Annotated in this window: 36 protein-coding genes; 24 read left to right on the top strand and 12 right to left on the bottom strand. The window is 43.4% G+C overall.

Translation table 11 applies throughout. From position 1 onward, the window contains the following. Positions 1 to 11: 11 nt before the first annotated feature. On the top strand, positions 12 to 1,502 hold the full coding sequence (locus A6E01_RS19605; protein ID WP_065211183.1) for an SNIPE associated domain-containing protein: 1,491 nt from the start codon (positions 12 to 14) through the stop codon (positions 1,500 to 1,502). 124 nt (positions 1,503 to 1,626) lie between these two features. Here the strand turns inward: A6E01_RS19605 and radC are convergent, their stop codons facing one another. From radC to A6E01_RS19590, 3 genes are all read right to left on the bottom strand, one after another. Continuing rightward, a complete protein-coding gene (gene radC, locus A6E01_RS19600; protein ID WP_065211182.1) occupies positions 1,627 to 2,136 on the bottom strand; it encodes a RadC family protein in 510 nt (169 codons plus the stop codon). Between the two features lie 104 nt (positions 2,137 to 2,240). After that, the gene (locus tag A6E01_RS19595) at positions 2,241 to 2,708 is read right to left on the bottom strand and encodes a hypothetical protein (RefSeq protein WP_065211181.1); all 468 of its coding nucleotides are present in this window, start codon (positions 2,706 to 2,708) and stop codon (positions 2,241 to 2,243) included. Continuing rightward, positions 2,701 to 2,958: a hypothetical protein gene (locus tag A6E01_RS19590; RefSeq protein ID WP_065211180.1), complete on the bottom strand. Its 258-nt coding sequence runs from the start codon at positions 2,956 to 2,958 to the stop codon at positions 2,701 to 2,703. Before A6E01_RS19590 ends, A6E01_RS19595 begins: the two co-directional genes overlap by 8 nt. A 306-nt stretch (positions 2,959 to 3,264) precedes the next feature. Between A6E01_RS19590 and A6E01_RS19585 the strand changes: the two genes are divergently transcribed. Further along, positions 3,265 to 3,549 (top strand): hypothetical protein, encoded by a 285-nt coding sequence (locus A6E01_RS19585; protein WP_065211179.1) that lies wholly within the window; start codon positions 3,265 to 3,267, stop codon positions 3,547 to 3,549. 32 nt (positions 3,550 to 3,581) lie between these two features. After that, complete coding sequence (locus A6E01_RS19580; protein WP_156744650.1) at positions 3,582 to 5,525, top strand: NAD-dependent DNA ligase; 1,944 nt, start codon at positions 3,582 to 3,584, stop codon at positions 5,523 to 5,525. Positions 5,526 to 5,593: 68 nt separating this feature from the next. Here A6E01_RS19580 and A6E01_RS19575 read toward each other — a convergent pair whose 3' ends face one another. Together A6E01_RS19575 and A6E01_RS19570 are read right to left on the bottom strand one after the other, a co-directional pair. Next, positions 5,594 to 5,977 carry a DUF7659 family protein gene (locus A6E01_RS19575; protein WP_065211177.1) on the bottom strand — a complete coding sequence of 128 codons (384 nt, stop codon included), beginning with the start codon at positions 5,975 to 5,977 and terminating at the stop codon, positions 5,594 to 5,596. 174 nt (positions 5,978 to 6,151) lie between these two features. Next, positions 6,152 to 6,574: a nucleoside-diphosphate kinase gene (locus A6E01_RS19570; RefSeq protein ID WP_065211176.1), complete on the bottom strand. Its 423-nt coding sequence runs from the start codon at positions 6,572 to 6,574 to the stop codon at positions 6,152 to 6,154. A gap of 197 nt (positions 6,575 to 6,771) precedes the next feature. On the opposite strand from A6E01_RS19570, the gene A6E01_RS19565 reads away from it, so the two are divergent. The 9 genes from A6E01_RS19565 to A6E01_RS19525 all read left to right on the top strand — a co-directional run bounded on the left by A6E01_RS19565 (position 6,772) and on the right by A6E01_RS19525 (position 12,882). Continuing rightward, the gene (locus tag A6E01_RS19565; RefSeq protein ID WP_065211175.1) at positions 6,772 to 7,287 is read left to right on the top strand and encodes a hypothetical protein; all 516 of its coding nucleotides are present in this window, start codon (positions 6,772 to 6,774) and stop codon (positions 7,285 to 7,287) included. 13 nt (positions 7,288 to 7,300) lie between these two features. After that, the gene (locus A6E01_RS19560) at positions 7,301 to 7,552 is read left to right on the top strand and encodes a hypothetical protein (protein ID WP_065211174.1); all 252 of its coding nucleotides are present in this window, start codon (positions 7,301 to 7,303) and stop codon (positions 7,550 to 7,552) included. Between the two features lie 14 nt (positions 7,553 to 7,566). Further along, complete coding sequence (locus A6E01_RS19555; RefSeq protein WP_156744649.1) at positions 7,567 to 8,388, top strand: metallophosphoesterase; 822 nt, start codon at positions 7,567 to 7,569, stop codon at positions 8,386 to 8,388. Positions 8,389 to 8,415: 27 nt separating this feature from the next. After that, positions 8,416 to 8,832, top strand: coding sequence for a hypothetical protein (locus A6E01_RS19550; protein WP_065211172.1), 417 nt, complete (start codon positions 8,416 to 8,418; stop codon positions 8,830 to 8,832). A 103-nt stretch (positions 8,833 to 8,935) separates the two neighbouring features. Further along, positions 8,936 to 9,433, top strand: coding sequence for a hypothetical protein (locus tag A6E01_RS19545; protein WP_065211171.1), 498 nt, complete (start codon positions 8,936 to 8,938; stop codon positions 9,431 to 9,433). 147 nt (positions 9,434 to 9,580) lie between these two features. Continuing rightward, complete coding sequence (locus tag A6E01_RS19540) at positions 9,581 to 10,090, top strand: hypothetical protein (protein WP_065211170.1); 510 nt, start codon at positions 9,581 to 9,583, stop codon at positions 10,088 to 10,090. A gap of 244 nt (positions 10,091 to 10,334) precedes the next feature. Further along, positions 10,335 to 10,952 carry a hypothetical protein gene (locus A6E01_RS19535; protein WP_065211169.1) on the top strand — a complete coding sequence of 206 codons (618 nt, stop codon included), beginning with the start codon at positions 10,335 to 10,337 and terminating at the stop codon, positions 10,950 to 10,952. Between the two features lie 237 nt (positions 10,953 to 11,189). Next, positions 11,190 to 11,501, top strand: coding sequence for a helix-turn-helix domain-containing protein (locus A6E01_RS19530; protein ID WP_065211168.1), 312 nt, complete (start codon positions 11,190 to 11,192; stop codon positions 11,499 to 11,501). Then, the gene (locus A6E01_RS19525; protein WP_065211167.1) at positions 11,488 to 12,882 is read left to right on the top strand and encodes a HipA domain-containing protein; all 1,395 of its coding nucleotides are present in this window, start codon (positions 11,488 to 11,490) and stop codon (positions 12,880 to 12,882) included. The genes A6E01_RS19530 and A6E01_RS19525 overlap by 14 nt, the downstream gene beginning before the upstream one ends. Before the next feature lie 469 nt (positions 12,883 to 13,351). Here A6E01_RS19525 and A6E01_RS19515 read toward each other — a convergent pair whose 3' ends face one another. Next, complete coding sequence (locus A6E01_RS19515) at positions 13,352 to 14,503, bottom strand: hypothetical protein (protein ID WP_065211165.1); 1,152 nt, start codon at positions 14,501 to 14,503, stop codon at positions 13,352 to 13,354. A gap of 184 nt (positions 14,504 to 14,687) precedes the next feature. Here A6E01_RS19515 and A6E01_RS19510 point away from each other — a divergent pair, with 184 nt between their 5' ends. From A6E01_RS19510 to A6E01_RS19500, 3 genes are all read left to right on the top strand, one after another. Then, a complete protein-coding gene (locus A6E01_RS19510; RefSeq protein ID WP_065211164.1) occupies positions 14,688 to 14,957 on the top strand; it encodes a hypothetical protein in 270 nt (89 codons plus the stop codon). A gap of 1 nt (position 14,958) precedes the next feature. Then, positions 14,959 to 15,735: a hypothetical protein gene (locus A6E01_RS19505; protein WP_065211163.1), complete on the top strand. Its 777-nt coding sequence runs from the start codon at positions 14,959 to 14,961 to the stop codon at positions 15,733 to 15,735. A 190-nt stretch (positions 15,736 to 15,925) separates the two neighbouring features. Beyond that, a complete protein-coding gene (locus A6E01_RS19500) occupies positions 15,926 to 16,354 on the top strand; it encodes a hypothetical protein (protein WP_065211162.1) in 429 nt (142 codons plus the stop codon). 22 nt (positions 16,355 to 16,376) lie between these two features. Here A6E01_RS19500 and A6E01_RS19495 read toward each other — a convergent pair whose 3' ends face one another. Then, positions 16,377 to 16,817, bottom strand: coding sequence for an antitoxin Xre/MbcA/ParS toxin-binding domain-containing protein (locus A6E01_RS19495; protein WP_082961424.1), 441 nt, complete (start codon positions 16,815 to 16,817; stop codon positions 16,377 to 16,379). 453 nt (positions 16,818 to 17,270) lie between these two features. On the opposite strand from A6E01_RS19495, the gene A6E01_RS19490 reads away from it, so the two are divergent. The 3 genes from A6E01_RS19490 (at position 17,271) to A6E01_RS19480 (ending at position 18,931) form a co-directional block, all read left to right on the top strand. Next, a complete protein-coding gene (locus tag A6E01_RS19490) occupies positions 17,271 to 18,146 on the top strand; it encodes a hypothetical protein (protein WP_065211161.1) in 876 nt (291 codons plus the stop codon). 63 nt (positions 18,147 to 18,209) lie between these two features. Next, a complete protein-coding gene (locus A6E01_RS19485) occupies positions 18,210 to 18,542 on the top strand; it encodes a hypothetical protein (protein ID WP_065211160.1) in 333 nt (110 codons plus the stop codon). Next, a complete protein-coding gene (locus tag A6E01_RS19480) occupies positions 18,539 to 18,931 on the top strand; it encodes a hypothetical protein (protein ID WP_065211159.1) in 393 nt (130 codons plus the stop codon). The genes A6E01_RS19485 and A6E01_RS19480 overlap by 4 nt, the downstream gene beginning before the upstream one ends. 44 nt (positions 18,932 to 18,975) lie before the next feature. Here the strand turns inward: A6E01_RS19480 and A6E01_RS19475 are convergent, their stop codons facing one another. Then, on the bottom strand, positions 18,976 to 19,404 hold the full coding sequence (locus A6E01_RS19475; protein WP_065211158.1) for a hypothetical protein: 429 nt from the start codon (positions 19,402 to 19,404) through the stop codon (positions 18,976 to 18,978). Between the two features lie 254 nt (positions 19,405 to 19,658). On the opposite strand from A6E01_RS19475, the gene A6E01_RS21340 reads away from it, so the two are divergent. The 4 genes from A6E01_RS21340 (at position 19,659) to A6E01_RS19460 (ending at position 21,541) form a co-directional block, all read left to right on the top strand. Continuing rightward, positions 19,659 to 19,814, top strand: a complete 156-nt coding sequence (locus A6E01_RS21340) for a hypothetical protein (protein WP_156744648.1) — start codon at positions 19,659 to 19,661, stop codon at positions 19,812 to 19,814. A gap of 140 nt (positions 19,815 to 19,954) precedes the next feature. Further along, positions 19,955 to 20,269 (top strand): hypothetical protein, encoded by a 315-nt coding sequence (locus tag A6E01_RS19470; protein WP_065211157.1) that lies wholly within the window; start codon positions 19,955 to 19,957, stop codon positions 20,267 to 20,269. Between the two features lie 108 nt (positions 20,270 to 20,377). Continuing rightward, positions 20,378 to 20,974 (top strand): outer membrane beta-barrel protein, encoded by a 597-nt coding sequence (locus A6E01_RS19465; protein ID WP_156744647.1) that lies wholly within the window; start codon positions 20,378 to 20,380, stop codon positions 20,972 to 20,974. A gap of 162 nt (positions 20,975 to 21,136) precedes the next feature. After that, positions 21,137 to 21,541 (top strand): hypothetical protein, encoded by a 405-nt coding sequence (locus A6E01_RS19460; RefSeq protein WP_065211155.1) that lies wholly within the window; start codon positions 21,137 to 21,139, stop codon positions 21,539 to 21,541. A 68-nt stretch (positions 21,542 to 21,609) separates the two neighbouring features. Here A6E01_RS19460 and A6E01_RS19455 read toward each other — a convergent pair whose 3' ends face one another. Then, a complete protein-coding gene (locus A6E01_RS19455) occupies positions 21,610 to 22,341 on the bottom strand; it encodes a glutathione peroxidase (protein WP_065211154.1) in 732 nt (243 codons plus the stop codon). 209 nt (positions 22,342 to 22,550) lie between these two features. On the opposite strand from A6E01_RS19455, the gene A6E01_RS19450 reads away from it, so the two are divergent. After that, positions 22,551 to 23,015, top strand: coding sequence for a hypothetical protein (locus A6E01_RS19450; RefSeq protein ID WP_065211153.1), 465 nt, complete (start codon positions 22,551 to 22,553; stop codon positions 23,013 to 23,015). 68 nt (positions 23,016 to 23,083) lie between these two features. Here A6E01_RS19450 and A6E01_RS19445 read toward each other — a convergent pair whose 3' ends face one another. Then, positions 23,084 to 23,638 carry a hypothetical protein gene (locus A6E01_RS19445; protein WP_065211152.1) on the bottom strand — a complete coding sequence of 185 codons (555 nt, stop codon included), beginning with the start codon at positions 23,636 to 23,638 and terminating at the stop codon, positions 23,084 to 23,086. A gap of 411 nt (positions 23,639 to 24,049) precedes the next feature. Between A6E01_RS19445 and A6E01_RS21335 the strand changes: the two genes are divergently transcribed. Next, positions 24,050 to 24,187 (top strand): hypothetical protein, encoded by a 138-nt coding sequence (locus tag A6E01_RS21335; RefSeq protein WP_156744646.1) that lies wholly within the window; start codon positions 24,050 to 24,052, stop codon positions 24,185 to 24,187. 295 nt (positions 24,188 to 24,482) lie between these two features. On the opposite strand, the gene A6E01_RS21480 is transcribed toward A6E01_RS21335, so the two are convergent. Further along, positions 24,483 to 24,653 carry a hypothetical protein gene (locus A6E01_RS21480; RefSeq protein WP_167714341.1) on the bottom strand — a complete coding sequence of 57 codons (171 nt, stop codon included), beginning with the start codon at positions 24,651 to 24,653 and terminating at the stop codon, positions 24,483 to 24,485. A gap of 98 nt (positions 24,654 to 24,751) precedes the next feature. Then, positions 24,752 to 25,414 carry a hypothetical protein gene (locus A6E01_RS19440; RefSeq protein ID WP_065211151.1) on the bottom strand — a complete coding sequence of 221 codons (663 nt, stop codon included), beginning with the start codon at positions 25,412 to 25,414 and terminating at the stop codon, positions 24,752 to 24,754. Between the last annotated feature and the right edge of the window lie 73 nt (positions 25,415 to 25,487).

Genomic DNA, 25,487 nt, shown 5'->3' with positions numbered 1-25,487 from the left:
CAGGAGTGATGATGCCTCAATCAGTATTCGAAAATTTACCCCCGCTACCAATTCTAGTGATTTCTGCACTACTAGTTGTGATGCTTTTTGTATTTATTGCTCGACTGAAATCCACAAAGCGAGAACTCGAAGATTCCAAACAGGAAACCGCAAAGGCTTCTCAAGCACTTGCTGACTACGAGAAAAAATATTCTGGCATCATTAACGTGGACAAAGAGATCGAGGTTCGAGACCAAGCATCCAAATTGCGCCAAGATGAAGCTAATGCAGTTTTTCTTGAGGCTCAAAATGATATTGAGCAGCTCCAGTCGAGTTACAAAGAGAAGAAAGACATATATGACTCACTCATCCATCAGATAGGCATTTATGATGATGATGTTGAGTTGCTGGAATTAGGCTTCTATGAACCACATTTTGACTTTGACACTGCAGAGCAATTTAAAGAGAAGATCCGCGAGTGCAAAGAGCGTCAAAAAGACCTTCTTCGTCTGAAGGATGCCACTGGAGCTATTTACTGCACTACTGAGTGGACGGTAGGTACCTCAAAAGTTGAAGGCAAGAAGATGACTGACAGAGGCATTAGGCTCACAGCCCGCGCATTCAACAATGAATGTGAAGCCGCCATCGCCAACTGTACATGGAAAAATGCCACCAAGATGGAAGCGAGGATCAATAAAGCCTTTGAAGCAATTAATAAGCTGAATGAGTCCAACATGATCATCATTTCAAACAAGTATCTGCAACTTAAAATTGAGGAACTTCGCCTGACTCATGAGCACAAAGCGAAGAAACAACGCGAGAAAGAAGAGCAGGCAGAAATTAAGGCTCAAATGCGTGAAGAAGCGAAGGTTGAGGCTGAGATAAAGAAAGTGGAACAAGAAGCTATTAGAGAAGAAACTCGCTTCTCTAAAGCTCTTGTAACCGCCAGAAAACAGCTTGAGTCAGCGAATAATGAAACCCGCAGTAAACTGGAAGAGCAGATCGCACAACTACAGGCTGATCTTGAAGCCGCAAAGCAAAAGCACAAACGAGTACAGAGCATGGCAGAGCAAACCAAGCAAGGTCACGTTTATATTATTAGTAATATTGGCTCGTTTGGAGAAAACGTTTATAAAATTGGTATGACCCGCCGACTCGAACCAATGGATCGAGTGAAGGAGTTGGGTGATGCTTCAGTACCATTCAGTTTTGATGTTCATGCCATGATTCACACCAGTGACGCTCCTTCTCTTGAGAAAGAGTTGCACCGCGTATTCGATAATGAGCGTCTGAACATGGTAAATCGTCGTAAAGAATTTTTCCAAGTAGACCTGTCTGACATCAAGCAAGCCGTTGAAAACTTCGATATTGATGGTGTTGAGTTCATTGAAACTGCTGTAGCACAGGACTTCAATGAAACTAAAGCAATGCGTAAACAAGCTGAATTGAAAGAAGCAATGGAGCTTGGTGCTATCACCGATATAACAAAGACAAAGCAACCAGATTTTGCTGAGAGCATATAAAGATACATTGCTAATTTAGAAGAATCGCTGACATGTTCATGTCCAGAAACGCGTTACATGCCGATGCGCGCATAAACCACGCAAAAGAAAAACACCTAACAAAATGTTAGGTGTTTATATTTAATTACAGCCAACCTCGCTCAGCAAAAGACACACTACCTTCGTAACCAACAACGATATGGTCAAGAAGTCTCACATCTATCGGAGACAAAGCATCTCTTATCTTACGAGTAATTGCGCGATCACTTTGGCTTGGTTCTGCCATCCCACTCGGATGGCAATGGTACAGCCACACGCTCGAAGCTCCGAGCTCAATAACTCGACGCACTATCTCACGAGGATAGACCGCCGCAGCGTCTATCGTACCTGTGAATAGAATCTCTTTCGTTATGATTCTATTTCGTACATCTCCGTAAATAACGCCAAACTGCTCAATAGGTGACTCTTGAAGTTCTACCTTCAGATATTCCATAAGCATGCGCGGGCTACTCATCGGCTGACCTTTTCGCATTCGCCTCTCAACAATCTGATTAGCGATTTTGAAAATATCATCCTCACTAAGCACCGTAGATGGTGACTCCAGCGTGTAAGCTCCTGTCTGCTCGCAGACCTGTAATTTGTGTAATTTAGACATCCTTTCGCTCCATTAAGAGAGTTTAAAACGCAATATCGCGTCATCACTCTCTTTATGAGCAAATTCCAACACCACAAGGTCATGATGATTTTTTAAAGTGGTGACTAATCCCAAACCAACTCCATAAGACCCACACTTCTCAAATATTGACGAGCCAGATACCGTGCATAGGCCTGATAGTGTTCAAGATAGTCATCAGGTTCAGCTGTAATATCGAACGCAAGTGTGGCCGACTCAATCTCATCGTAAATAGCCGCTACCCGAAGCAAAAACTCAACTTCTCTAGGATCGTTTCCGTAAAGCGCGATAGGTAAATGCTCAGCCTTCGCTTGTTGGTGAACACCATCTTGATAAAAGTAGTAATCAAGGTATTTGCAATAGAACTGACCACCGCTATAACCCAATACTGAACCTGGCAGTACCATCTTCAAACCATCAATCAACACCTCAGCATGGACATACTGAAAATGACTTATCGGAGACAGCGGCAACAATTCCTCTGGTAATTCTTGATAAGCAACAACAAACGATTCGGGATCGAATAGTATCAGTCCAGATACATCTCTACGCATCTGAACGCCCTAACGCATACTTACTAATATCGTAACTTCCGGTTTCTATGTGAACCAAGAAACCAGACTCATCCATCGTAAATTGCCCTTTTGGCAGGAACACTCGCTTGAATGCGCCGTGCCACTGCCCTATCTCTGGATCACAAGCACTGCAAAGAGGCTCCTGAGTTGTCGCTACCAAGTAAGCCCAATTAGATGTAGACGTACTCTCCTGACAACCACACTCCACACACTGAAACATCGACATCATGCTTTTCTTCTTAAATTCGGTTAATTCACTCCTTCAAAGACTATCAAGGGGTTTCCGAGAACTAATTTAAACACCTAATTTCTTAGGGATACCTCGAAATTTTCAACTCACATTTAAGCGTCACTATTTGTCGCCCATGACGATAAGCTACTTTTTGTGAAACACCTCGAAGATATTAAACAACGACAATACCGACAGTCTTTTTCAGTGGAACATCTTCAGCCATCTCTACATTTCACTGCATTTTTGCGAATGACTTCTGCCGATAGTATTGAATGACCAATTAGGAACCTAGAGGTTACAAGGATGATTTCTACCCCCACCGAGACAACAACATCTCGCAGAAAATCAATAAAGCGACTGGCAAGACTGATATTGAACGTTGACGGCTCAGAACTGGATAACATCGAAGCTCGATATAAGGAAGAAGCCGACTTCATTCACGCACTGCGCGAGAGCGCCAAAAGGAACAATCTCACCAAACATTTCGACTACTACTACGAAATTATGCCCAATCAAGTTGTTTACCACCGTGCATTCAAAAGCGTTTTTGATGCCATGAAAGAACATCACGAACTTTGCTACTCATAACCGCAACCACCACTACAGAGGTCTACAGAATTATGTCAAACTCCCCAATCAGAGAAGAAATCCGTGAAGAACGCAAATGGGGTGGGATTACCCTTACTGGTGAAACCGCATTTGATTCACAAAAGCTATTCGCTGAACTAGAAAAACACGATTACCTTTTCTTTACTGGTAAACCTGAAATCTCTGACATTGAATACGATCATCTTTGTGCAGAAGCTCGCTCAGTTGAACCCAATCACCCTTACTTCAATAAGGTCGGTTACAAAGTAGTTGACGGCTCTATTGCTCACATCATCCCAATGCTTTCGACTGAGAAAGCCTACTCTTACGATGAAGTGTCCAAATGGATAGCAAAGGTAGAGAAAGCACGAGAATCACTCAACTACCCTTCAACCCAAATCAAATGCACCCCAAAGCTCGATGGTGTCGCTGCGTGCTATGACGCCGACAATCGCACTCTAGCCACTCGCAACGATGGTGGCTCTGGCGCGAACATCTCACAACTGCTCGATCTTAACCTAACCATCATTGGTGATGCGTCGCAAAGTGGCGCTGGCGAGATCGTCGTTAACAACGACTTCTTCAATAAGTATCTTTCAGAACACTTTGCTAACCCGCTTTCTGCGGTTGCCGGGCTTGTGACTTCTCAAACTCCCAACCGTCACTTGCAGTTCGCCCTCTCACAAGGCGCTATTGAGCTAGTCCTGTTCAAAGACCTTGATTGCGCGCAGTTCATCGACATTGCAGACGCCACCAGCAGCAATCTCGAAGCACTGGAACTTAAATGCCGTGAAATCGGATCGAGATACGCAATTGATGGCGTCGTATTCGAAATCGCCAATGAAATGGTCAAAAACCAGATGGGTACTGCCACAACGTATCATCGCTGGCAGATAGCCAAAAAAGTGCGTGGTGAAGATTACAGAACAATTGTTACCGACATCATTTTCCAGATCGGGCGCACAGGTAAGCACAGCCCGGTACTTTGCTATAACGATGTAATTATGAAGGGAGCAACCCACAACCGAGCGACCGCTCATCACTGTGGATCACTATTAGTCAGAGGCATTGGTATTGGCTCTGAAATCTCAGTAACAAAATCGGGTGAAATCATTCCTTTCGTCACTCAAGTTCATACTCATGGTGAACCCGCTATCCCGACTCACTGCCTATGCTGTGAAACGGAACTGGTATGGAGCTACGATAAGGAATCAAAGAATCCGACATTCCTCACATGCCCAAATGAAGGCTGTGAAAGTCGAATTGAAAGAAGCATTATTCATCACTTTAAGACCCTCAAAATCAACGGCTTTGGTGACAAGACCGTCAAGAAGCTGGTGGACAAACTAGAACTGACAACGCTTAGTGACGTGTATTCGTTGACTTTAAATGACTACCTAAGTGCCGGTGTTGGCATTGGCGATGCTACGAACTTGATCACCGACATCAAGAAAGCCACGACCTCACCAATGCCCGATTACCTTCTACTCGGCTCTTTAGGCATCGGTAAACTTGGAAGAGGCTCAAGTAAGAAGCTATTAGCGGTACACCGAATTGATACACTAAAGGAAATCTCTCGCAATGATATTCTGAGCATTAAAGACTTCGGGAATGTGACTTCTGATAACACCTTCATGGCAATGCAAACCACAAAAGGCAACGACCTTAGTATTCTACTTGAGAACTATCAAAGCATCATTCACACACAAGATGCCGCAATAGAAGCTCAAAGCCTACTGGAATCATCCACAAGTTCACTGGCTGGCAAACGAGTAGTATTTACTGGTAAATGCTCAAAAGGTCGTGACGACATGGGTAGCGAAGCTGAAAGTTATGGTCTTATCCACCAAAAACGAGTGACGGCAGATACCGACATCCTTGTGTACGGTGAGAAGGCAGGTGAAACTAAACTGCAAGCGGCTCGAAACAAAGGCGTCACTGTAATCACAGAAGCCGATTACCGCCAACAACTATAAACCAATAACCAAGAAAAAAGACCAGTCACTACCATAAGGCAGGACTGGTCTTTGTTTTGATTAGCCGCTTAAAACTCGGCTAGTATTTCTTCTTTGGTAAACCCATAAGGCAGAAGCGCGTCAATCGCATCATCTGGATCACCAGAGTAGTAACACTCGTAGTTACTGAATTGATAACGTATCACCGCCTTGCGACCGTATTTAGCTATAATTGCGTCCATCGCATCAACATAAGCTTGGTTCATTTGTTCTTTGCAAGCCTTCACCGTCGAACGAGGGGCAATCATTCCCGCTGCCGTCCGGACATAATCCTTAGCAACACCAGAAAAGCCCGCCGCTTTACTTTTAGCAAGACCTTCACTTAATTGCTCCTGACCAAAAGCAAAGAATGCGCCACATTCGGTCATTATCTTTGAGATTTTTTCGCCCGCCACTTCGTTTACCGTTTCCATTTTGCTGCTCCTTGAGATCAATTATGATCTTTAATTAACGATACAACTGCATCGCTTTCAGGAGCCTATAAGGCAAAACACACCCAAACCTTTACCTTGTCTAAACGAAAAGAAAATCAGAGCAACTTGCGTCACTCTGATTTCTGAATATTAACTATCTTGACTTACTTGCGATTAAGAACCGGCATCCACCGCCATCACACCACTTAACGCAATCTCGCGCTCGGCATCGCCCACATTCGCAGAACTGTGAATACCATTACGAGCCTTACTTTCACCATACAGTGCGCGTAAAGTACCCTTTGCCGCTTTCTTCGGATCGGTATTGCCGACAAACTTACGGAAGCGTGAAACCACATCCTCACCTTCTAACACAAAAACAAGTACATCCCCTTCGGTTAGATAATCAATAAGCTCACCATAAAAAGGTTTGTCTTTATGCTCGATATAAAACTCAGCAGCGGCTTGCTTACTCCATCTAAAGCATGTTGCACCTGAAAGCGTAAAACCTGCATCTTTAATATTCGTCATGATCGACTTGCTGTTTTTAAAATTGCAAGGCTTGACCATACCCAGCGTTCGTTGAATCTTCGCCATTCACTTTACCTCTAATTTACCTATTCATCTCTAAGGGAAATTGAGTAAAGGTACTAATTAGTCACGCTTCGGCTTTGTCCGATGAAAAGCCATTTGGTGTTTTGCGAGATGTCTCTCACGTTTTTCCTGAACAAAAAAGATTGATTTGACCCAGTGGCATAGTACGACCTCTTTTCGGAACTGATTAAGAGATACTCATGGTCTTGTCACACCCAATACAACTGCACATTGTCGGAATGTACCTCAACCTCTCTCATGCGGAAGTGGCTCAAATCCTAGACCTATCTGAACGCAGTTTGACCAAGTTATTGGACAACGCCGATATCATTACCGAAAGACACATAATACGTTTTGGTGAGTTCCTAAATTCTCTACCCAAACGCACCCAAGAACACCTCTATCGAATCAATAAATTCAATCCACCTGCACTACTCGCTGACTGGATGGCCAATCGCAATCTCAAACTGTTTAAGTTGGAAAAAACGCACCACTCATGCCCTAACTGCAACAGTTCAAACACCTTTGTTGAAGGCATTGACGACAAGATAACGACACAACACCGATGTAAAGAATGCGCAGCAACCTTTCTTGCAAAGAGCCAGAACTCCGCTCGCTACATACATTTACACATTCACAAAAGTGACAACTTGTTTGAACCGTATCTCTTTGAGCGAACCAAGCGCCAAATCACCCTTTTAAACGTTAAACAATAGGTAACTAGCCACAATGAATCCTCGTACTGCCGCTCCCCTGACAGAATCCATCATTACGTCAAAGAAACACGCATGGGATGCCAAACATCGCCTACAAGAGTTTGGATTAGAAGCGAAAGTCATCGAACGCAATTCCTCTAATGCCTTCCTTTGCATCAGCTATAACCGCTTTGAAGAAGATGAATCATTTGACGCTATCAAGCGTGTACGCGAGTTAATGCAAAAGGAAAATAAATCCTTTAAATTCACAGTAGCACCTATGTAAGAAGGATTTAGATCTTGAAAAACTCCATGCAGATTACCTCTCGTGATTTCCGAAATGTGTTCATCGTTACTGATGTTCACGGCAACTACGAGGTCTTGATGGAAGGACTGAAACTTGCCGGTCATTCCGTCAAGAAAGACGCACTGATCAGTCTGGGTGACTGCATAGACCGCAACAATGGCAGCTTTAATACTCTCTGCCATTTCCTATTTGCAGCCAATACATTCTCTCTACGTGGAAATCACGAAGATGCCGCAGTAAAAGGTTTTTGTGACTTTGACAGAGAAAACTACCATCTAATAATAGCCAATGGGGGCACTTGGACTTTCAACCATGATGAGACTGCCCTAGAAAACATTTTTAAACTGGTTGATGAGAAGTTTCCTGTCGCAATAGAACTGGTGCATAACGGAAAAATCATCGGACTTACTCACGCGGGTATTCCTGGGGGCGATTTCCGAGAATTAACAAAATCCAACCCCGATCGGGTAGCGCAATATAGCGCTATGACACAGTTCGAAAAAGCACTCTCACAATCCGATGAAACCTTTGCCGAAAGAGACTTCATCAAAGGGGCGTCGCTTTGCGTGCATGGCCACACCATTATGCCGTTATCACCCAGACTAGCAGGCAATCAACTGTACCTAGATACCGCCTGTCAGTCAGCTGACTACCTCATCGATAGCATAGAACCCAGCGCCTTCCTCACCATCCTCAAATTTAACGAAGCCGGCCACGCTGAACTATTACGAATATTTCGCGATGACTACAGCAAAATCCAAATTGATACACCCTTTGGGCACATTGAAGAGCAAATCAACGCACTCATCCAATAGATCAGACGAAGCAGCGACAAGCCAGGCATGAATAAGAATCAAGCAATCAACGCACTCAAGACCGGTAGAACACTGACTCACCGAACGTTTACCACAGAGGAATGGATTACCTGCAGGGATGGCCTCTATTTCTTCGAAGATGGAGTTGTAGTGACACCAAATGAGTTTTGGGAAGAAAGAACCGAGCCGGCATTTCAAAATGGATGGGAACTAAAGAATTTCTTTATCAAGGACAAATGCATTTGTGGGGAAGCGGTGATGGTGGAAGTCAATGCACGCGCTTGCGGGCGACGAGACAACAAACGCCCTCACTACCCAGACACCACTCTGCCTGAAGGATACACAAACGAAGACTACCCATTAGAAATTATCACTAATTTCTTCTGTCGACAATGCTCAAGGATCCTTTCTCAGTCAGTACCATCAGCACGATACGACGATTAAGTATCAGCACTCAATAAATCTACACCACTAATGTGACTACCTCCTGTGTTATGCCAATTTTGGCAGCACAACCGCCGAACGCTCGGCCTTAGGAGATACTTTAATGGAAAAAACACTAGAAAAATTTGACCTGAAAAACGCCCTTACTGAAGAAGCAAGCCAAGAGGCTAATTTAAGCATCTTTGGTGCTATCGGCTTTGACATTGCTCTCTTTGAGAACAATATCTACCCGTGGTTGGACGCGAATGTTGATAACAATTGCGGCTCAATATTCTATTGGGTTCACCACAAAGGAGCAGTCATGCTCATGAGTGATGATACAACAAAGGTCAAGATACAGAACCCCAACAACTGGAGTGAAGAAGACACTGTTGTTGAGTTCAAAACAGCGGTAATAATCGCAAACTTAATGATCAGCAACATGATCTCATGGCACTTCAACGAAAAAATGGAGAACGCCACGGAGCCTGAGCTCAAAGCTCTATATGAAGAGAAAAAAGATACTTGGGTTAATATTTACCACGCCAATCGCGCGTTCGTATTCGAATCATGTGGACTAGAGAAGACTGAACTTAGCAATTTATTGCAAGTCATCGATTAACTTCAACCTTGCTTACCAAACGCACTTATTTTTTTAAGTGCGTTATTTTTTTGCCTCAAGCAAACCTACGCAACCAAGAGGCTTTAGCGAAGGCTCGCCTAATGTATTGTTGTTGCTACATAACCAATCAATAAGCAAGGCACCGATATGACTCGTAGCACTCTCCCATTCGAACTCAGCCGACTTCTCAAAGAATCCACTATTACTTTGGCAACATGCTCTCCCAGCAGCACCATCACCCATGGTGAGCATGTTGCTTTGTTCGCCGAATGTGAACCTGTCATTCTCATTGGACCGAAAGACTGCGAAACCTCTATTACCATGGCAAACAAACTGGCGAGCAACCCTGTTTTCATCAAGGGATTCAACACCAGCACCTCGAGCGACCCTAGCATTGGAGTGTTAGATGGAAAGACTTTCAATTGGCCAAAAGAAAAAATGGAATGCCTGGTCTCATCAAAAAAAGGGGAAACTGAATTTGGTGAGATCACTCAAAGTCTGCAGCAAGTCACCTGCATTTTTACTCGCACCAACAAACCACTCGCTACGTTAATGTGCTGCTCAGAAAGCATCGTGCCAATCCTAGATCCTGAGTTTGAGGGCGACCTATCCACCAGCATCAATGCATGGTGGAACAACCAGACTCAACCTCATTAATACCGACTCAACAAAGCCAGAAACGAAAAAGCATCAACCGAACAATCGGCCAGTGCTTTTTACACTCACCCAATTCATTACGCACATGAAACTCCCTCGCATGAAAGGTCGAGCGCTCACCACTAGATAATGTTTATTCACACATGCACATCAACACCAACTCAACATCCCACCTATTTCCATAGTGATACTGACCGCGCATTAGGCGCTTTAAATCAACGCTTTCAAGCAAATAAGGAACTCTATGAACTTCGACACAATGGAACTAGCAACCGAAACACAAAAAGCAAAAGGCCTCAAACATGCGGAGTGTGTATTACCACTTTGCGCAAGTAGAGATCTCGTGTTCGGGGAAACCGAATTAAAAGGCGGTAAGCTCGGCTTTGTCACTGAATGCAACGCTTGCGGCCACCAAGCTTTTAGAGGTTACGAACTAACCTCGATAGGTACGTTTCCGCAGACATGCAACACAACAAAGGCAACGATTAAGAGCACTTTCACTGAATGCTCTAATGAAGCAATCAATACTCACCTGAAAGAACTCAACCAAGATCTTTCACCGGAAGCGATTGATGCGTGCCACCTGCATGACCTGGATCAGTTTAATGGGAAATCTCAAAGCAAATGCTTGATAAGAAACTCCGCTTTGACTGATTGTGTGCCAGATATTGTAAGGGAATTCCTGAAACAAAAAGGTCTAAACACAAACGTTGTATACAAAAACCACTTCTTTGAGCACGACAACCTGGTCGTCACTCTTCGGATTGATGAATCAGAGTACAAAAGAAGCCAAGCGCAATTTCTTATCGAAATTAACGCCCAGCCAATCAACATCAAGGAAGCCTTCCATAAAGTGAAATAATCACTTCAATCACAAACCCGCTTTATATATGGCGGGTTTTTTCGACTCCAAAAACCACCATCACATCCTCAAGACCTATAATCCCACTCTACTAGCCTTTTAGCTCCAAAACAGGCAATGTAACTTTAAAATCCTAACATACTCGCCTTTTAATAAATCCTGTTATACTTACGAGCTATAATCCTTTTTTATTCGGATTTAACAATTGTAACCACCATTTTTATATCGGTGCCCGAGATGAAAAACAACCAATACAGAGCCAAAGGCAAAGCCGTCAAAGAGATACCTCTACCTGATCTACAAGAGCCGTTCTCAGCAGTTCAGCTAGGCCTGACGATCAAACATCAACGAACCAAGCTAAATCTGCGCATCATTGACGTTGCAGAGAAATGTGGATTATCTAAAGACACGGTAAACAAAATAGAAAAAGGTGAACTGAACGTACGACTGCACAATGTAATGAAAGTGATCAACTTGCTTGGGATAACACTGTCCTTACAAACCGATTCATCCAATGTAAGCAAGGAGAGCGACGATGAGTGGTTCTAAGCAGGAACTTAAAGTCTTTGCAGGCCAAGAGAAAGAAGTAGGCACAATCACGCTACCTGTAGGCTCAGAGAGCGATATCCAACTGCATTACTCTGACAACTGGATAAAAACCGGATTCCCAATCTCGCCTCACCTACCTTTAAATAGAGAGCACACACATAACGCCGCCAGCAACTATTTAAGAAACCTACTACCGGAAGGACAGGCTCTCGATGATCTCACTAGCAATACCACAATCTCAAAAGCGAATACTTTTGGACTAATCGCTGCCATTGGTCGTGAAACCTCAGGCGCATTAAGCTTCTACACTAAAACCCCAAGTGAAACCGTCACTTCTTTTGAGGAAATATCTGAAAGTAAACTCACTGCAAAACTCCAACTCGCACAAAAAGGGCTTGAGGCTATTTCAATATGGAACGGCGCAACACGTCTGTCAGTGGCAGGTGTACAAGATAAATTAAACTTATTGGTAAAGCACGATGGCTCACTGGGTTTTGGCGAAGGCGCCTTGTGCTCAAACTACATCTTCAAATTTGAAACCGGTCGTGCGCCATGCATAGTCGCCAATGAACTTTTCACTATGCTTTTAGCAAAAAAAGCAGGGTTAGATATACCCGAAGTAGGACTAAGAACTTACGGCACTATCAGAACATTCACCATCAAAAGGTTTGATCGCTTCTTAGAGGAATCAGGGAACTCAGTTAAGCGCAGGCATGTTATTGATTCGTGCCAGGCAACCAACACACCTCCCTCGTATAAATACGAGCGCCAACATGGTGACGAACGTGATGCTCAACTCTACAGGGACGGCGTTTCATTCCCCAAACTCTTTGATGTTAAGACTGTCAACCGCGTTGAGTATCAAACGAAGTTAATCCAGTGGATGACCTTCAATATTCTCAACGGCAACTATGACGCCCACGGCAAGAACGTCAGCTTTCATGTCACACCGAAAGGACTTCGACTGACACCCTTTTACGATCTCGTCAATATTGAAGCGGTCATTCGTTCCCCTCATAACACCACCAGCGACAATCCAATATTGCCAGATGACAGGAGCAGCCGGTATTTCGCAATGTCCATTGGGGAATGGGAAGCTGGCTCCGCGGGTAACTTTACTAACGAAATCACGGCGTACATGCTCGCAGACTTCGCCTCGAGATTTGAAGTCAGCCTTTCACGAATGGAATTAGTCATGATGAAGACCATTGACGATACCATCATGGGCATGGAACACACCAAGGCTGAGCTCCTTTCTAATTACGACCTCAACCCAGAAGAAATTAAACACATAGATCTTTGCATATCGGTAGTATCAGAAGCCGCAGACAGACTAAAACCCGAAGTGGCTCAGATCCCTCTAATGAGCGAATTACTATAGCGGAACACCACAACAACGCTCCTGCGTATAGACCGGAGCGTTACCATCGTTTTGGTACCTAAATACTTCCCGGTGATTGCGTCAGCCAACAACCACCAAATCAAAGCCCCAAGCACCCCTATTAAGGAAAGGCTACCTTCCCTTACAAACAAGAAGTATTCAGTGTGCCGGAAGGCAATAGCGATAAACCAAAGATACAAGAGCAACATACTCAACACTTCGAATATTGCAAACAGGCAAAGCAGTAAAAGTACCTTAGCAACCGGTACCGAAAAGCGCTTAAAGAATCCAGAAAGCTTCCGATCGAAAGACGCGAGCGCACTGCCTACAGCGCAAATAACACCACTCACGACAACTGGAGTGAAGAACCCAGGCCATACACGCAAACCCATAAATACGACGAAAGAGAAAATCAGGAACGTCTGCCAATGTCGAAAGTGAATCTCAACACAGCGCTTAAACAAGGCCTTCACAAGGCGACGTTTTTCGACATGGCCTCTAACTCTGCATGCTGACTCACCGCACTGGTCAAAGACTCATTAAAGACCTCTATCGCACCAGATACGTCATCTAGGCCATCGTCTTCATGCATATGCGAAATATCATTTACACATCGAGTCATTATGCCTACTGCATCATCGATACTCACCTTTAGATCATATGGTCCGAAGTCATACACAAAAATACAAAACAACTCCTCAGACATACGCGATATTTCACATCCATCACCTAAACGTAGAACGTTATAGACGAGCGACAGCGCAATGCGATAACCAAATCCATGCACTTCCCCCTGGACATTATCGGTAAAGTAAACCAGCAACGTCGGCATGACATCTATCATTTCCTCCACATCCATGAAAGGACAAAAATCAAAAACAGTCACGTCATTTGATGCAACGTCATACAAGAGTCCGATATCGAATTCCGACAATATATCTATACCTTCATGCTCCTGCATGAGCTGAACTATCGCTGCAGTCGTATTGAATGCACTTAATCTATTAAAGCGCCAAATTCCAGACTCATAATGCATACCAAGATTTGAAATAGCCTGTAGATGACTAACCAGTAAATTGATTTCAAAGTTCAAGCAAGTTTCGCGATGGTACACCAACTTTAAATCAGCATTAGGAAAGCCATCATTACTAGGCGCAGACATTCGAACGGACGTAGTCACCATCACCTCAGAATCCGCATCGTATTTCTTCTGGGGAATATCAAAACCTATAAATACGACATTACCACCAGCGACATCCTTAAAGGTCAAAGATGCATTCACACTCGAATATTCACCACCATCATTAAATCGATGTGACTGAACCTCCCAAGCGCCGAATATATCCCCCATCAAACCCCTTGTTAGTACGGCAATCAACTCCGCATTAATAGATTCTCTTTCTGGCGTAAGGTCTTCACAGTCTCGTAAAATCGACCGCTCTAATATCGTAGCCAAATGATCTGCAACTAATTGGTCACCTTGTAAATCAACATTAGACATATCAAGCACAGAAACTAGGGCATTAACTGTCTGTGCTACTAAACGCCCATTTACACCATCCGTGGTATCCAAATCCAGTGCACTTTTTCCATTTCCAATTAACCTCAATAATTCAATCACTACAATTCCCACAATATTTAACTCACTGCAGGCAGTGTGATCACTTCACTTTCACAACGGAAATACCGGAAATCTTTTTTGCGAGATATCGCGCAATTGAAATTCCAAAAGACGCGCTTTAGCGAACCCACCCTCCCTGTAGTCTAGGTACTGAACTAAGACGGACATCGAGGATTACCGAACAATGAAAGCACTGACATTCAAGCAGCGTCGAGATCGCATCAAATGTGAAGATGATTTAGATAGAGAAATTAAACGTGCCAATCAGCAAATCAAAACCCTGAAAACGAAGGCCAAACGTTGCCGTGGCACCTTAGAGGACAAGCTGGCCATCAATGAAGAAGCTAAGAAAGCCCAAGAGGTCAGCTATCAGTTGCGCGCGAATTATTTCTACATTCAAGATCAAGTCAGAGACGCACAACTTGCACAATTTGAATGTACAGTGGAGGCATAACATGAGCTTTACAATACTAACGGATGACGGACAAATCACCCAAGAGGATGCACAGCAGATTCTATGTACTGATAATCCTCATAAAATGGTTCGTGCAAACCTTTTCATCGAGACTGGGTACGTATGGGGCGAAGGCCACTCAACGCAAAGCAAGGCAAACTTTCAAGCACTTGTAGAACGAACCAAGCAAACCATCACTGAATTTAAGCAGACTAAAGACCTATCCTTTGAAGTGACCGGAAAATACAGCGCCAGTGATCGGGTATTTGGAATGAGTGACATGTACTTTCATCCGCAGAATTTAACCATAACAATGAAAGCAATCTACCTAATAGAGCTGGTGGAGCGTCTAGAGAAAATCGAAGGCTTTCAGATCAGTCATCTATCCATAAATAGAACATACGACAGCATAGCGATTGAAGATTTTGGTACCTATCTCGATGAGCAACGCGACGATAAAATTAAAAACATCCTCAAGAGAACTCAGGCCGCCAAACGAAATCAGGTAGCCTCATTGCAGGCCATATTTACCAACATATTTAATTTCCACGGGACCTCTAGACGTGATCTACTACCTTCAATTCGCGCTGAAATCAGCAGGGATGAAGAAATTATCACCAACCACATTTTAGAGTTGCCGTTTGTTGATCACCAACGAGCAGAAAATGACACCCTGATTAAATTGAAATCCAAAACGACCTTTAACAAGTCAACACAAAGAGAACAACGAGTAGTCGCGCTGCAACAACACCCAGAATTACTTCCCGTCTATCTGTGATAGAGCAATAATGACGATTCGATTTTAAACGCAAAGATTAACTAGAGTCGAATCGTCTTCGCAGCAACAACTTGCGAGACATCACGCAACTCTTCCTGCCTGCATCGAAGCCCAAACACAGTTCACGTAACCTGCACCCAAGATTATCGACCTACCTAGGAATCTCTTCCTACTACACCCGGGCCATCTCATGCAAAACACACGAAGCGTTATCCGCCAATCCACTATGATCCTCGAATCCATCGAGCAAGCTAGACTCAAAGGCGACCACAAAGCCGAGCGATTACTGAAAGAGAAGATGCTTGAAGTGCAATCCAATGCACTCAAATTACCCAATGCAACTACACGGCCACAAGACGAAATCAACAAAGACATCGTAGAACGCTGCACTACGATGAGAAAAAAATTAACTAGAGTAAGATGGATGGCCAGCGTAAACGCAATCCTCTTTACCATCACCATCTACTTATGCACGATTTATGATCCGCAATACGAAATTGCCATCATCGTCTGTTCAACCCTTAGCCTATTCTACTCACTAGCCACCATAGCGAGAAACACATCGACCATTCGATATCTCAGTAAGAAAATTCAAAACCACACCGACACACAACAATAAGCAAACCAACCTGCAGTGGCCACTATCCAACAAACGTCACCGCAGGTTGTGCATCAACATAGGAACGCAGAACACTTACCACTCGCGCCAAGCGGTCTACACCCCCAACCCCAATGTACTCCACTGCAGTTCGTCCTCTAAATAGCGGATGGTCATTAGGTTTCTTCACCCAACCATAAACGCTCGCATCCTCCGAAAACAAACTGCGTAAGTGACGATGTACTTGCAACACATAACTTACTCGAGTCAATACATCCTCCCTAACCATCACCAAACCTGCAACCATCAAACCTAGATCCGACACACTATCCAGACCCAAAAGGTTCAGTTTCTCAGTATCAGTTAACTGCCATTTTTCAAAGATGTTCAAACTAACCTTAAGCGACACCTGCGCCTGAACAGGCGTTATGTCACCGATTGAACGCATTTCAAACACAGCTGCATCCCCTGGCTTACCTATCATCAACACTTGTCACCTCTGCAAATTCTGAATGTAGACCATTTACACTGTAAACTGATAAGACACCTTTTCAAAGACACAAGAACAGTCAATACCTGCAAAGCCAAATTTTACTTTTGGCCTCTAAAACCATACTAAACCACCAGCCAAGTATTACGCCTAGTAGTAACTTACGAGACATCTCCCCAAACCCAATAAGCATTAACAGCAATCACCACGAATGGCTCATTGGGGAATCAATCGCTATCTGCATTTGTGGAGAGGTCATTTTTCTTGCCTAGGACACCACTCAGAACCCCATAGATTTGAGAAACACCTCGCAGATAATTCCCGCAATCAACGCAAAGCATCTTTGAAGTGTAACCCTTAGTGCATAGATACCTTATCTGGAATACAGACCTTCGAATCATTGATTCATTAACCCTCTGTAATCAGATAAATAAAGGAAATTACACAATGAAGAAAGTCGCTGTATTACACCACTCCATCGACGTTGACGGCACGTTCTCTGGCCTACTTGCTAAAAACTACTTCGAGCAAGCCGGCTGTAAAGTCACGACCGTTGGCATCAATTATGGTTATGATTTTGACGAGATCATGAGCAAAGTTGAAGATGGTACCGATATCATCGTTATGACCGACTTCACAATGGAACGTGAAGACTGTCTGACGTTAATTGGGCGTGAATACGACATTCGTATCTACGATCATCACGAAACGTCCTATAAGCACATTATTGATCTATACAATGATGGACTGATAACAGGATGTTTAGATCTAAGTCGCTGTGGCACAAAAATCACTTGGGATGAACTGTTTGGACAATCCAATGCAGAGCAACCTTGGTATATTGACGTCATAAACGACCACGATTTGTGGACTCACGAACTGCCCAACACAAAAGAAATTGTACTGGCAGCTGAGAGTTACCCAATGACCATCGAAGGTGCTGAAGAAGCTATTAGTCTAAGCAAAGAGTCGTTGATTGAAAAAGGACGTACGTTAACGTCCTATCAAGAGCAACTGTTAGCCGCGGCAGATAACACAGCATACGAGGTCATCATTGACGGAGTAAAATGCATTTGCGCTCACAGTCTACTGGCATTGCGCTCAGTGCAGGCTGCTCGACTACACGCTCTGTATCCAGACCATGACGTAGTAATCCTAATGACTCAAAGAGTTGATGGATTTACAACCTCAGTGCGAGGACACAAAGACAAAGGCGTTAACATTCTACCCATGCTAGAACGCGCTGGTGGCGGTGGACACAAATACGCTGGTGGTGCAAAAATTCAATCTCTTGAAGATTTTGGCACAGAAGTGACTTACTAAACTATACGGAACTCAGCTTTGCTGGGTTCCGTTTCTTTTTTCGGAAACACCTGAATTTAACGCATGACTCAATCTCGCAATCCGAACGTCGCCAACAGTCTGAGACAACTGGCCACGCTTGCAAATATCGCTAATACCCTGCAGACGCTCAGCGTAAAACCGCAAAACTCACAACCAACTTCCACCAAACAAGCCATTAAAGATTCAGCCTCACAAATCTTTGATATTGCCGGCAGTGTAATGGAAGAGCTGGAATGCTTACATACGACTCACGAGGAGCAAACTATTCAAATAATAAACCTCTCAAAGGAACTCAAAACCACAAAAGAACGACTGTCGATCGTTGAAATGCAAAGCGCCAGAATGGCCGAGATGAGACACGATTTTAGCCGATGAGTAAGAGTATTTTTCTCATTGATGCTGACGCGATCGGCACAGACGCCATACTAAAGGTGTGCGAGTATGTTCGTGAGCATAAGAACATTACCGCCTACTTTGCCCACAATCAAAACAACCAAACCACAACCTCAATTCTTAGCCAGGTTTGCTCTGAGAGAATTCGGAAGCTAGGATGCCCCAACTACAAGCAATCGGCTGATATGGGATTGAGTTTTATGCTCGGAGCAGAACTCGCTACCAACATGCAAAACATCGACACCGTAAAACTGTTTTCAAATGACAAAACTCTGAAACGAAATGTTCGATGGCTGTGCAATATCAACAAGCTTGAGTTTTCTCACTCCTACATTAGCGCCATCACTAAACAGTCGATCACATTCCATTAAAAAAAACAGAGATAGCCAATGACTATCTCTGTTTTCATTACCACCTAAGCAAAGCTTGGTCCGTAAGCTCTGTAGATATCAGTTCGACTTGCAACTCCGCTTCCACACATAAGTTCATGCTCAGCAGTATCTATTGTCAAATTATCAGGCACATCAGTGTATGGGCTCTCATCATTAGAGTAATCAATAGGACCAAACACAGCGATACTACCGACAAACTTCTGACCGCAGCCATGAAACATACTTACCAACATTTTATCGTCACCGGTCTTTAACTTACCTTCCTCATCAAGATAAACAGACAACAAACCAAGACTCGGATGCTCAAACTCCAACAACTGAAGCGTACTGCAACCAATCTTTGCCTTCATCTCCTTAAACGCAGTGGCCTGTGTCGTTATCAGTTCCGTAATTTCCAACCCAGTACCCGCCGCATCTAAACCTATAATCAAACCCTTAACACTCTTTTCCATTATTCAAAATTCCTTAATTAGCTATCAACTTGATATAGAAAGCCACCATTGGCCATCACTACTAACTAAGGTAAACAAGCCGCACTCAAGACCATCTTCAGACAAAATAATTACTAGCACCACCAGCAACAATAACACCCTCACACACCTCTAGAACCCAACACACAATTGCGCGACGGCCACCTGTACTAATAAGGTTGTAAGCTCAATTCCGAGCTATATAACTTGACCGAAAGGTTAATAAGGAAGCTACTATGAAAAATTTTAACGCTGAACTAGCTCAACAAATCATCGAGGAAAAAGCAGAGGCGGCAGAAGTTGCAGCTTTTGAAAGAGACCAAGAATTGTTATGGCAGGAGTTTGAACAACTCCACCCAGCGCGACAGCTCCGTATCAAATACGGACGCTAACAAAAAAACCACCAAGCTTAGCTTGTGTGGTTTTCTTTTTGAGCATGAAACAGAACACCCCACCCCCAATTCCGTTTTCCCATCCACAGTTCTTTGATATGGTGGTACCCAATACCATCATTCAAAGGGAAATGAATCGAATGACGAACGCTAAAACAAGTGAACCAGAAATTACCTTTATTGCAGCATTGGATTTTGAAGCAGATAAAGTTCGCTACTCAGCGAAAGGTAACAGTCCATTAGATGCTTTAAACGCGCTATTCGCATCAAAAACCATCCCTTCATACGCCGATGAATACAATCTACCTGATAGCACAGACTTGGAAATCAAGGTATTCACAGCCATTCTCCCAGGTACCCCTGAATGGGACAAAAACGACTTCGATCCACAATTGGAGTTTGCACTTGGGCACTGTGTTATGGCTACTCAGTATCATGACCTTAAAGTGCGCTGAGGCACTTCAAATAGACTCTAATCGAAATGTTTGTTTGCGCAGTCTAATACACTGCGTTTTCTCGATAGTATCAACACCTCACATTCATATCAGACACCACCAACAAACATGAACAAGTCTCTTATTGCATTATCCATCATCGCCGTTTCATCCAGCGCATTTGCTAGCACTGCAGACAACACCAAACCTAACCAAAATACACCTGACAGCACAAATAGCTTTTCTATCTCCGTAGGTTACGCTCGACTCAATATGGAAAATAGCGACTCCGCCCTCAATGGCGTAGCAATACAGTTCGACCAATCAATCAATCCCTACATCACATTCAACACTGGCATTACCTACACAGCCAGAACACAAAGACTCGAAACCGCATACTACAACGGGGCGTACTACCAACCGACTTATGCAGACATCGACCTCGGTGTATTTGAAACAAACTTCGATTTAAAGCTAGGCAATGACATCGCATCTGACAAAAACATCACCCTGCACCCCTATCTTGTTGCTGGTGGCGTGCTCGCAATAAGCAATCTATCAGGCAATGGAATGAGCGTTTCAGACACCGACTTCGGAGGTGAATTCGGCGCCGGCCTTAACATGACAGTTAAGAAGCACCTAGCATTGGACGCAAGTTACAAAGAACAACGCATCAAAGGCACAAACAACGAAATGCTAATGGCCACTGTCGGATATAAATTCTGATCTATCCACCTCAGATACAAAAACGGAATGGCCAAAATGGGTCCTCCGTCCATCATTCATAACTCAGGCTTATAGTTAATCTAAAGCTAAAGACCTACCACATCATACGCCAACCTTTAAAATACACGCATCTCACACACCCCCCACGTGAAAAGGCCTGGCATGAAAGCGAAACTCACTCACTACCTCTTATTAGCATTGACACTATTGATAACCGCATTCACCTACCATGCCATCGCAGCATACTCAGCAAGTGCAGCAGAGTTTTACTCCGCCAATTCCCTCGAGCAACGCAAATACGCCCGCAAACATAATGAGATTTCCGATAAGTGTTTCAACCAAGCGCGAGACGAAATGGACCCCAACCTTCCCATTGGAAACCTAATTTTCGGCACTGACGAAGAGAAAGCTCAAGCTGAAGTTTACAGTAAGATCTACAACGACAAAGCGCGCCAATGCCTCGAAGGTACTTGGTACTTTACTTACTTGAAGCAGGATGCCAGGCACAAAGATAACTTATCTTCCCTGAAAGGACTTTGGGGCAACCTCGTTAAAGGTTTTTTCTAAGTAAAACTTTCTTCAAAAAAAATGGAGTAGCCTTAGCCACTCCATTTGAAAATCTCAATGAGACAGTATTAGCGATTTAAGTAAACCTCTAGTTCATCACTACCACCAATACACTCCCCACCCACAAACACTTGAGGGAATGTCGTATCACCGACAATCGAACGCATAGCTCTGCGACTCAAATCAACACCCACCACTACCTCTTCATATTTAAGGCCTGCAGCGACCAAAGCCTGTTTCGCTTTTTCACAGTAAGGGCAACTTGGGAGCGTGAAAATTGCAACAGTCGGCTTAGGAACGTAGCCCGGAGCAATATGGTCAAGCATAGTATCTGCATCAGACACCTTAAACGGATCACCTGGCTCATTAGGCTCAATAAACATCTTAGTGATCACACCATTCTCGACAAGCATACTGTAGCGCCACGAACGCTGACCGAAGCCTAAGTCGCTCTTATCCACCAGCATTCCCATTCCACGAGTAAAATCGGCATTCCCGTCCGGAATTACCGTAATGTTTTCTGCGTCCTGATCTTCCTTCCATGCGTTCATTACAAACGTATCATTAACCGATATACAGACAATTTCATCAACGCCATGCTGATAAAACTCCTCAGCTAACTCATTGTATTTCGGCAAATGCGTACTCGAGCAGGTGGGCGTATAAGCACCAGGCAAACTGAAGACCACTACCGTTTTGTTTTTGAAAATATCTTCACTAGATACCGTATGAAATTTATCACCTACACGAACTTGAAATACCACTTTAGGGATGGACTGACCTTCTCTCGATTTAATCATATGAATTCTGACTTCCTCTTATCATTCATTCATGCCTACTAAGACAAGTAACCGCTTCTCACGAACATGACGAACCATTTTAAGAGCTTGTATTGCCTATCCACACAAGCAACTCAACACGACCCAAAGACAACCGAAAAAGGCATACCTAGTCAGGCATGCCCTTGGGCAAATTCTAAGAAGTTAATACTCATTAAGGAAAAATAACGATGACTGAAGAAAAGAAAGCTGTAAGCAACCCACTACTTTGCATTGAGGATTTCGTTAAGAATTACCCTCTCAAAGACACTGGGGAGATGGCAGAGCTTGCACACTTCGAGCAAGTTCAAAGCGAGATCATTGTCGACGGCCTGTATTCGATAATTGCTGACGCTGAGATTGTCCGAACGGGACATGAATACATCATTCACAGCAACGGGCTCTTTATCGACTCTACAGGGATAATCGTACCGACCATTCATCCTTTAGAAAAAGTAGATTTTGAAAGTGATGATGATGTGACGAGAAACTTTAAAATGTCTCTAACAGATGCGTGGGATACCACTGAAGAATGCCTAGATAAACGACCAGAATTGGGTGATTATTCGCATTACGAAGTGTATGACGACTACGCCAATTACGTTGCTATGGAATTCTTAAGAACCTTAAATATTCCAGAAATAACAAACAGCTAAACCAAAACACAAAACCCTATTCTCTCACCATGAGATTAGGGTTTTTGCCTTTTAGGCGATCACTCCAACTACTTTCCATCTCCCATATTCGCTAGCACTACACTTTCTTCGCACTTGTTATACGAATACATAATCGATTCATCTAAATGCCACTCAAGTTGAGTGGACTTCATCCCTTGACGCACAGAAACCGTAGGTTGATCAACTAACGCTTTCTTGGCAAATAAAAGACCTCTCAGCTTTGCAACCTCCGGTTGAGTTCCCGAATCTGCACCATACCGACCGTCATTGGATGCCGTGAGATCAATAGTTATAGGTTCGTGTCTTGCACCATCACCACCTGATATAACTGCGGTGGTTGGCAGGCTTTCATCAAAGAAACCAATGGGTGTTTGTATATTAAGTACCACCTCATTATTTTCAATATTCATGTACGTGATTTCATCATGTTTGTCTGATTTCGAATCATACACACAGCCTTCAATATTCCCATATGTAAGATGCCCAATAGTCGATGCTGAATCATGTGATGTTGCAATAACATCAATTTTAAGTTCATTCGCAGAGACATGAAAAGCACCAAGAACCGATATAAGAACTGGCACTAACCGCAATTTTTTCATCTAAGTTTCCCATTTACCAATGTAAGCAACTGGCAATCTAAACTATCAGCGAGATGAAAACTTCCAGAAATATAACTTTGCAGATTTTTCCTAAATGCTGGAAAAGCCTTATGGGAATGGGAAAAAACAAGAATAACGAAGCTATGGTATTGGAAGAGGATTCATACTGCGGGTCGTTTGGGCGAATCCCTGATCACTCTCTGTATTAATGGCGACACTACAATATCTCTGATTTACTCAGGCTACGCCAATCAAGGTATCTACACTTGCGCTTACAAGGCCGCGACACACTAGAATCCAGATCCGCGAAATATGAAAGAACGAAAAGTATGTTTACAGCGTAATAGAAGTTAGCATTATGGAATATCATACATAAAGCATGAAGGGGCGATCACTTTGTAGGATTCCATTATGTCACAAACTTTAATCGAACTAACAGAATGCATACTAGCAGGTGCCGCTATCAGCTTTTTGGCAATCGCGTTGCCTATCTCACTAGTGTTAATGGCCAGACGTTCAAGTCCGCAAAACCACGACCGTTTAAATTAAAAAAGTGGAATATGGCAATGCCGTATTCCACTTCCATTAACCCAGCAACGGGATTAATCTCGCCTATCCTTTTTGGGATTCAAATGTCGTTAGTATGTCTTACTGTAAAGACGTTCCTGAGCAATCACCTCCCAGAACCAATAATGGTTTCCAAATAATTGCTTCAGCGTGATCGAACACTGTTAACCGCTGGTGGTTTCTCCCTTCACTAGAGTAGCGAATTCACTGAGTGAACTATCACTCGTGGCTCATGTAAGCAAAAACCGAAACACAAAAACATCCAGTTCAGAATCCTTTACGGCTCAACAACACCTTCAGTGCTGGCCGAACGCTCCAATCCACTCACTAGAGCCCTCTTTACCTTACTCAATTCTTCGTATTCTACGTCACCACAAATACCATTAAGCTCTCTAAGAACTAATCGCAACAATATCTCAACCTGATCACCAGTAAGATCCAATTCCATCGTCAACATTTCCTTCTCACCACTTTAATATCGATAAGATAGCACAGCCACATAGAAAAAATGGAACAAGGGATACACCCTCATTCCATCCAAACCACTTAGCTGATCTGCACTTGCATTTGCTTTTCAGTACAAAGAGCAATTTGCTCATCTATTTCTGTCAACAACGGTCCAAGAACGTGAAAGTCGCCCTTGTCACCACCTTCAAATCGCACGATACCTTGCAAAATCGCACTCTGACGCTGCAAGTATTTCTTCGCAAAACCATAACTCTTACGTTCAATACTTTTACGAGCTATAAACCCACACTCAGCCACATCTTCCAACGCTTGCTGCATCGAAATATAGTGCCAATTATGATGATGGTACTGAACCACCAGCGAACCATAATTAATCGGTAAACCCTTAGTCGAATCAACTAAGAAGTCTTGAACTAGGTTATATTGACGTGGAGACGAACCTGGCAATTCAACCGTCAAACCTAATGAAGCCGACAGTCTGAATGCCGTCATATCATTAGAATGAACATCAAACGCACCATCCAATAGAGACACCTCAGTAAAACAGTAACCACTCTTGGTCAGAGCATGACTGAATCTAGTCTTAATGGACAAATTACGAGAACTAGCGTAATTCACCATCAGGGATGCAAATGACAAACATGCACCCCCTTGAGTTCTCTCATCAAGAACCAAAAAATACTGAGATCTGATTTCATTACCCAGACCAGTACGATTGGCAACCTCAACTAAATATTCCATATCTCATTTTCCTTACAGTCTTTAAACATGCGCCACACGGCATTTACTAAGCGGAAATCACCTAATGCTTTCT

Origin of the sequence: Vibrio breoganii (assembly GCF_001677275.1) — a bacterium.
In the GTDB taxonomy this organism is placed as follows: Bacteria; Pseudomonadota; Gammaproteobacteria; order Enterobacterales; family Vibrionaceae; genus Vibrio; species Vibrio breoganii.
This window is presented reverse-complemented; position numbering and strand designations above follow the sequence as displayed.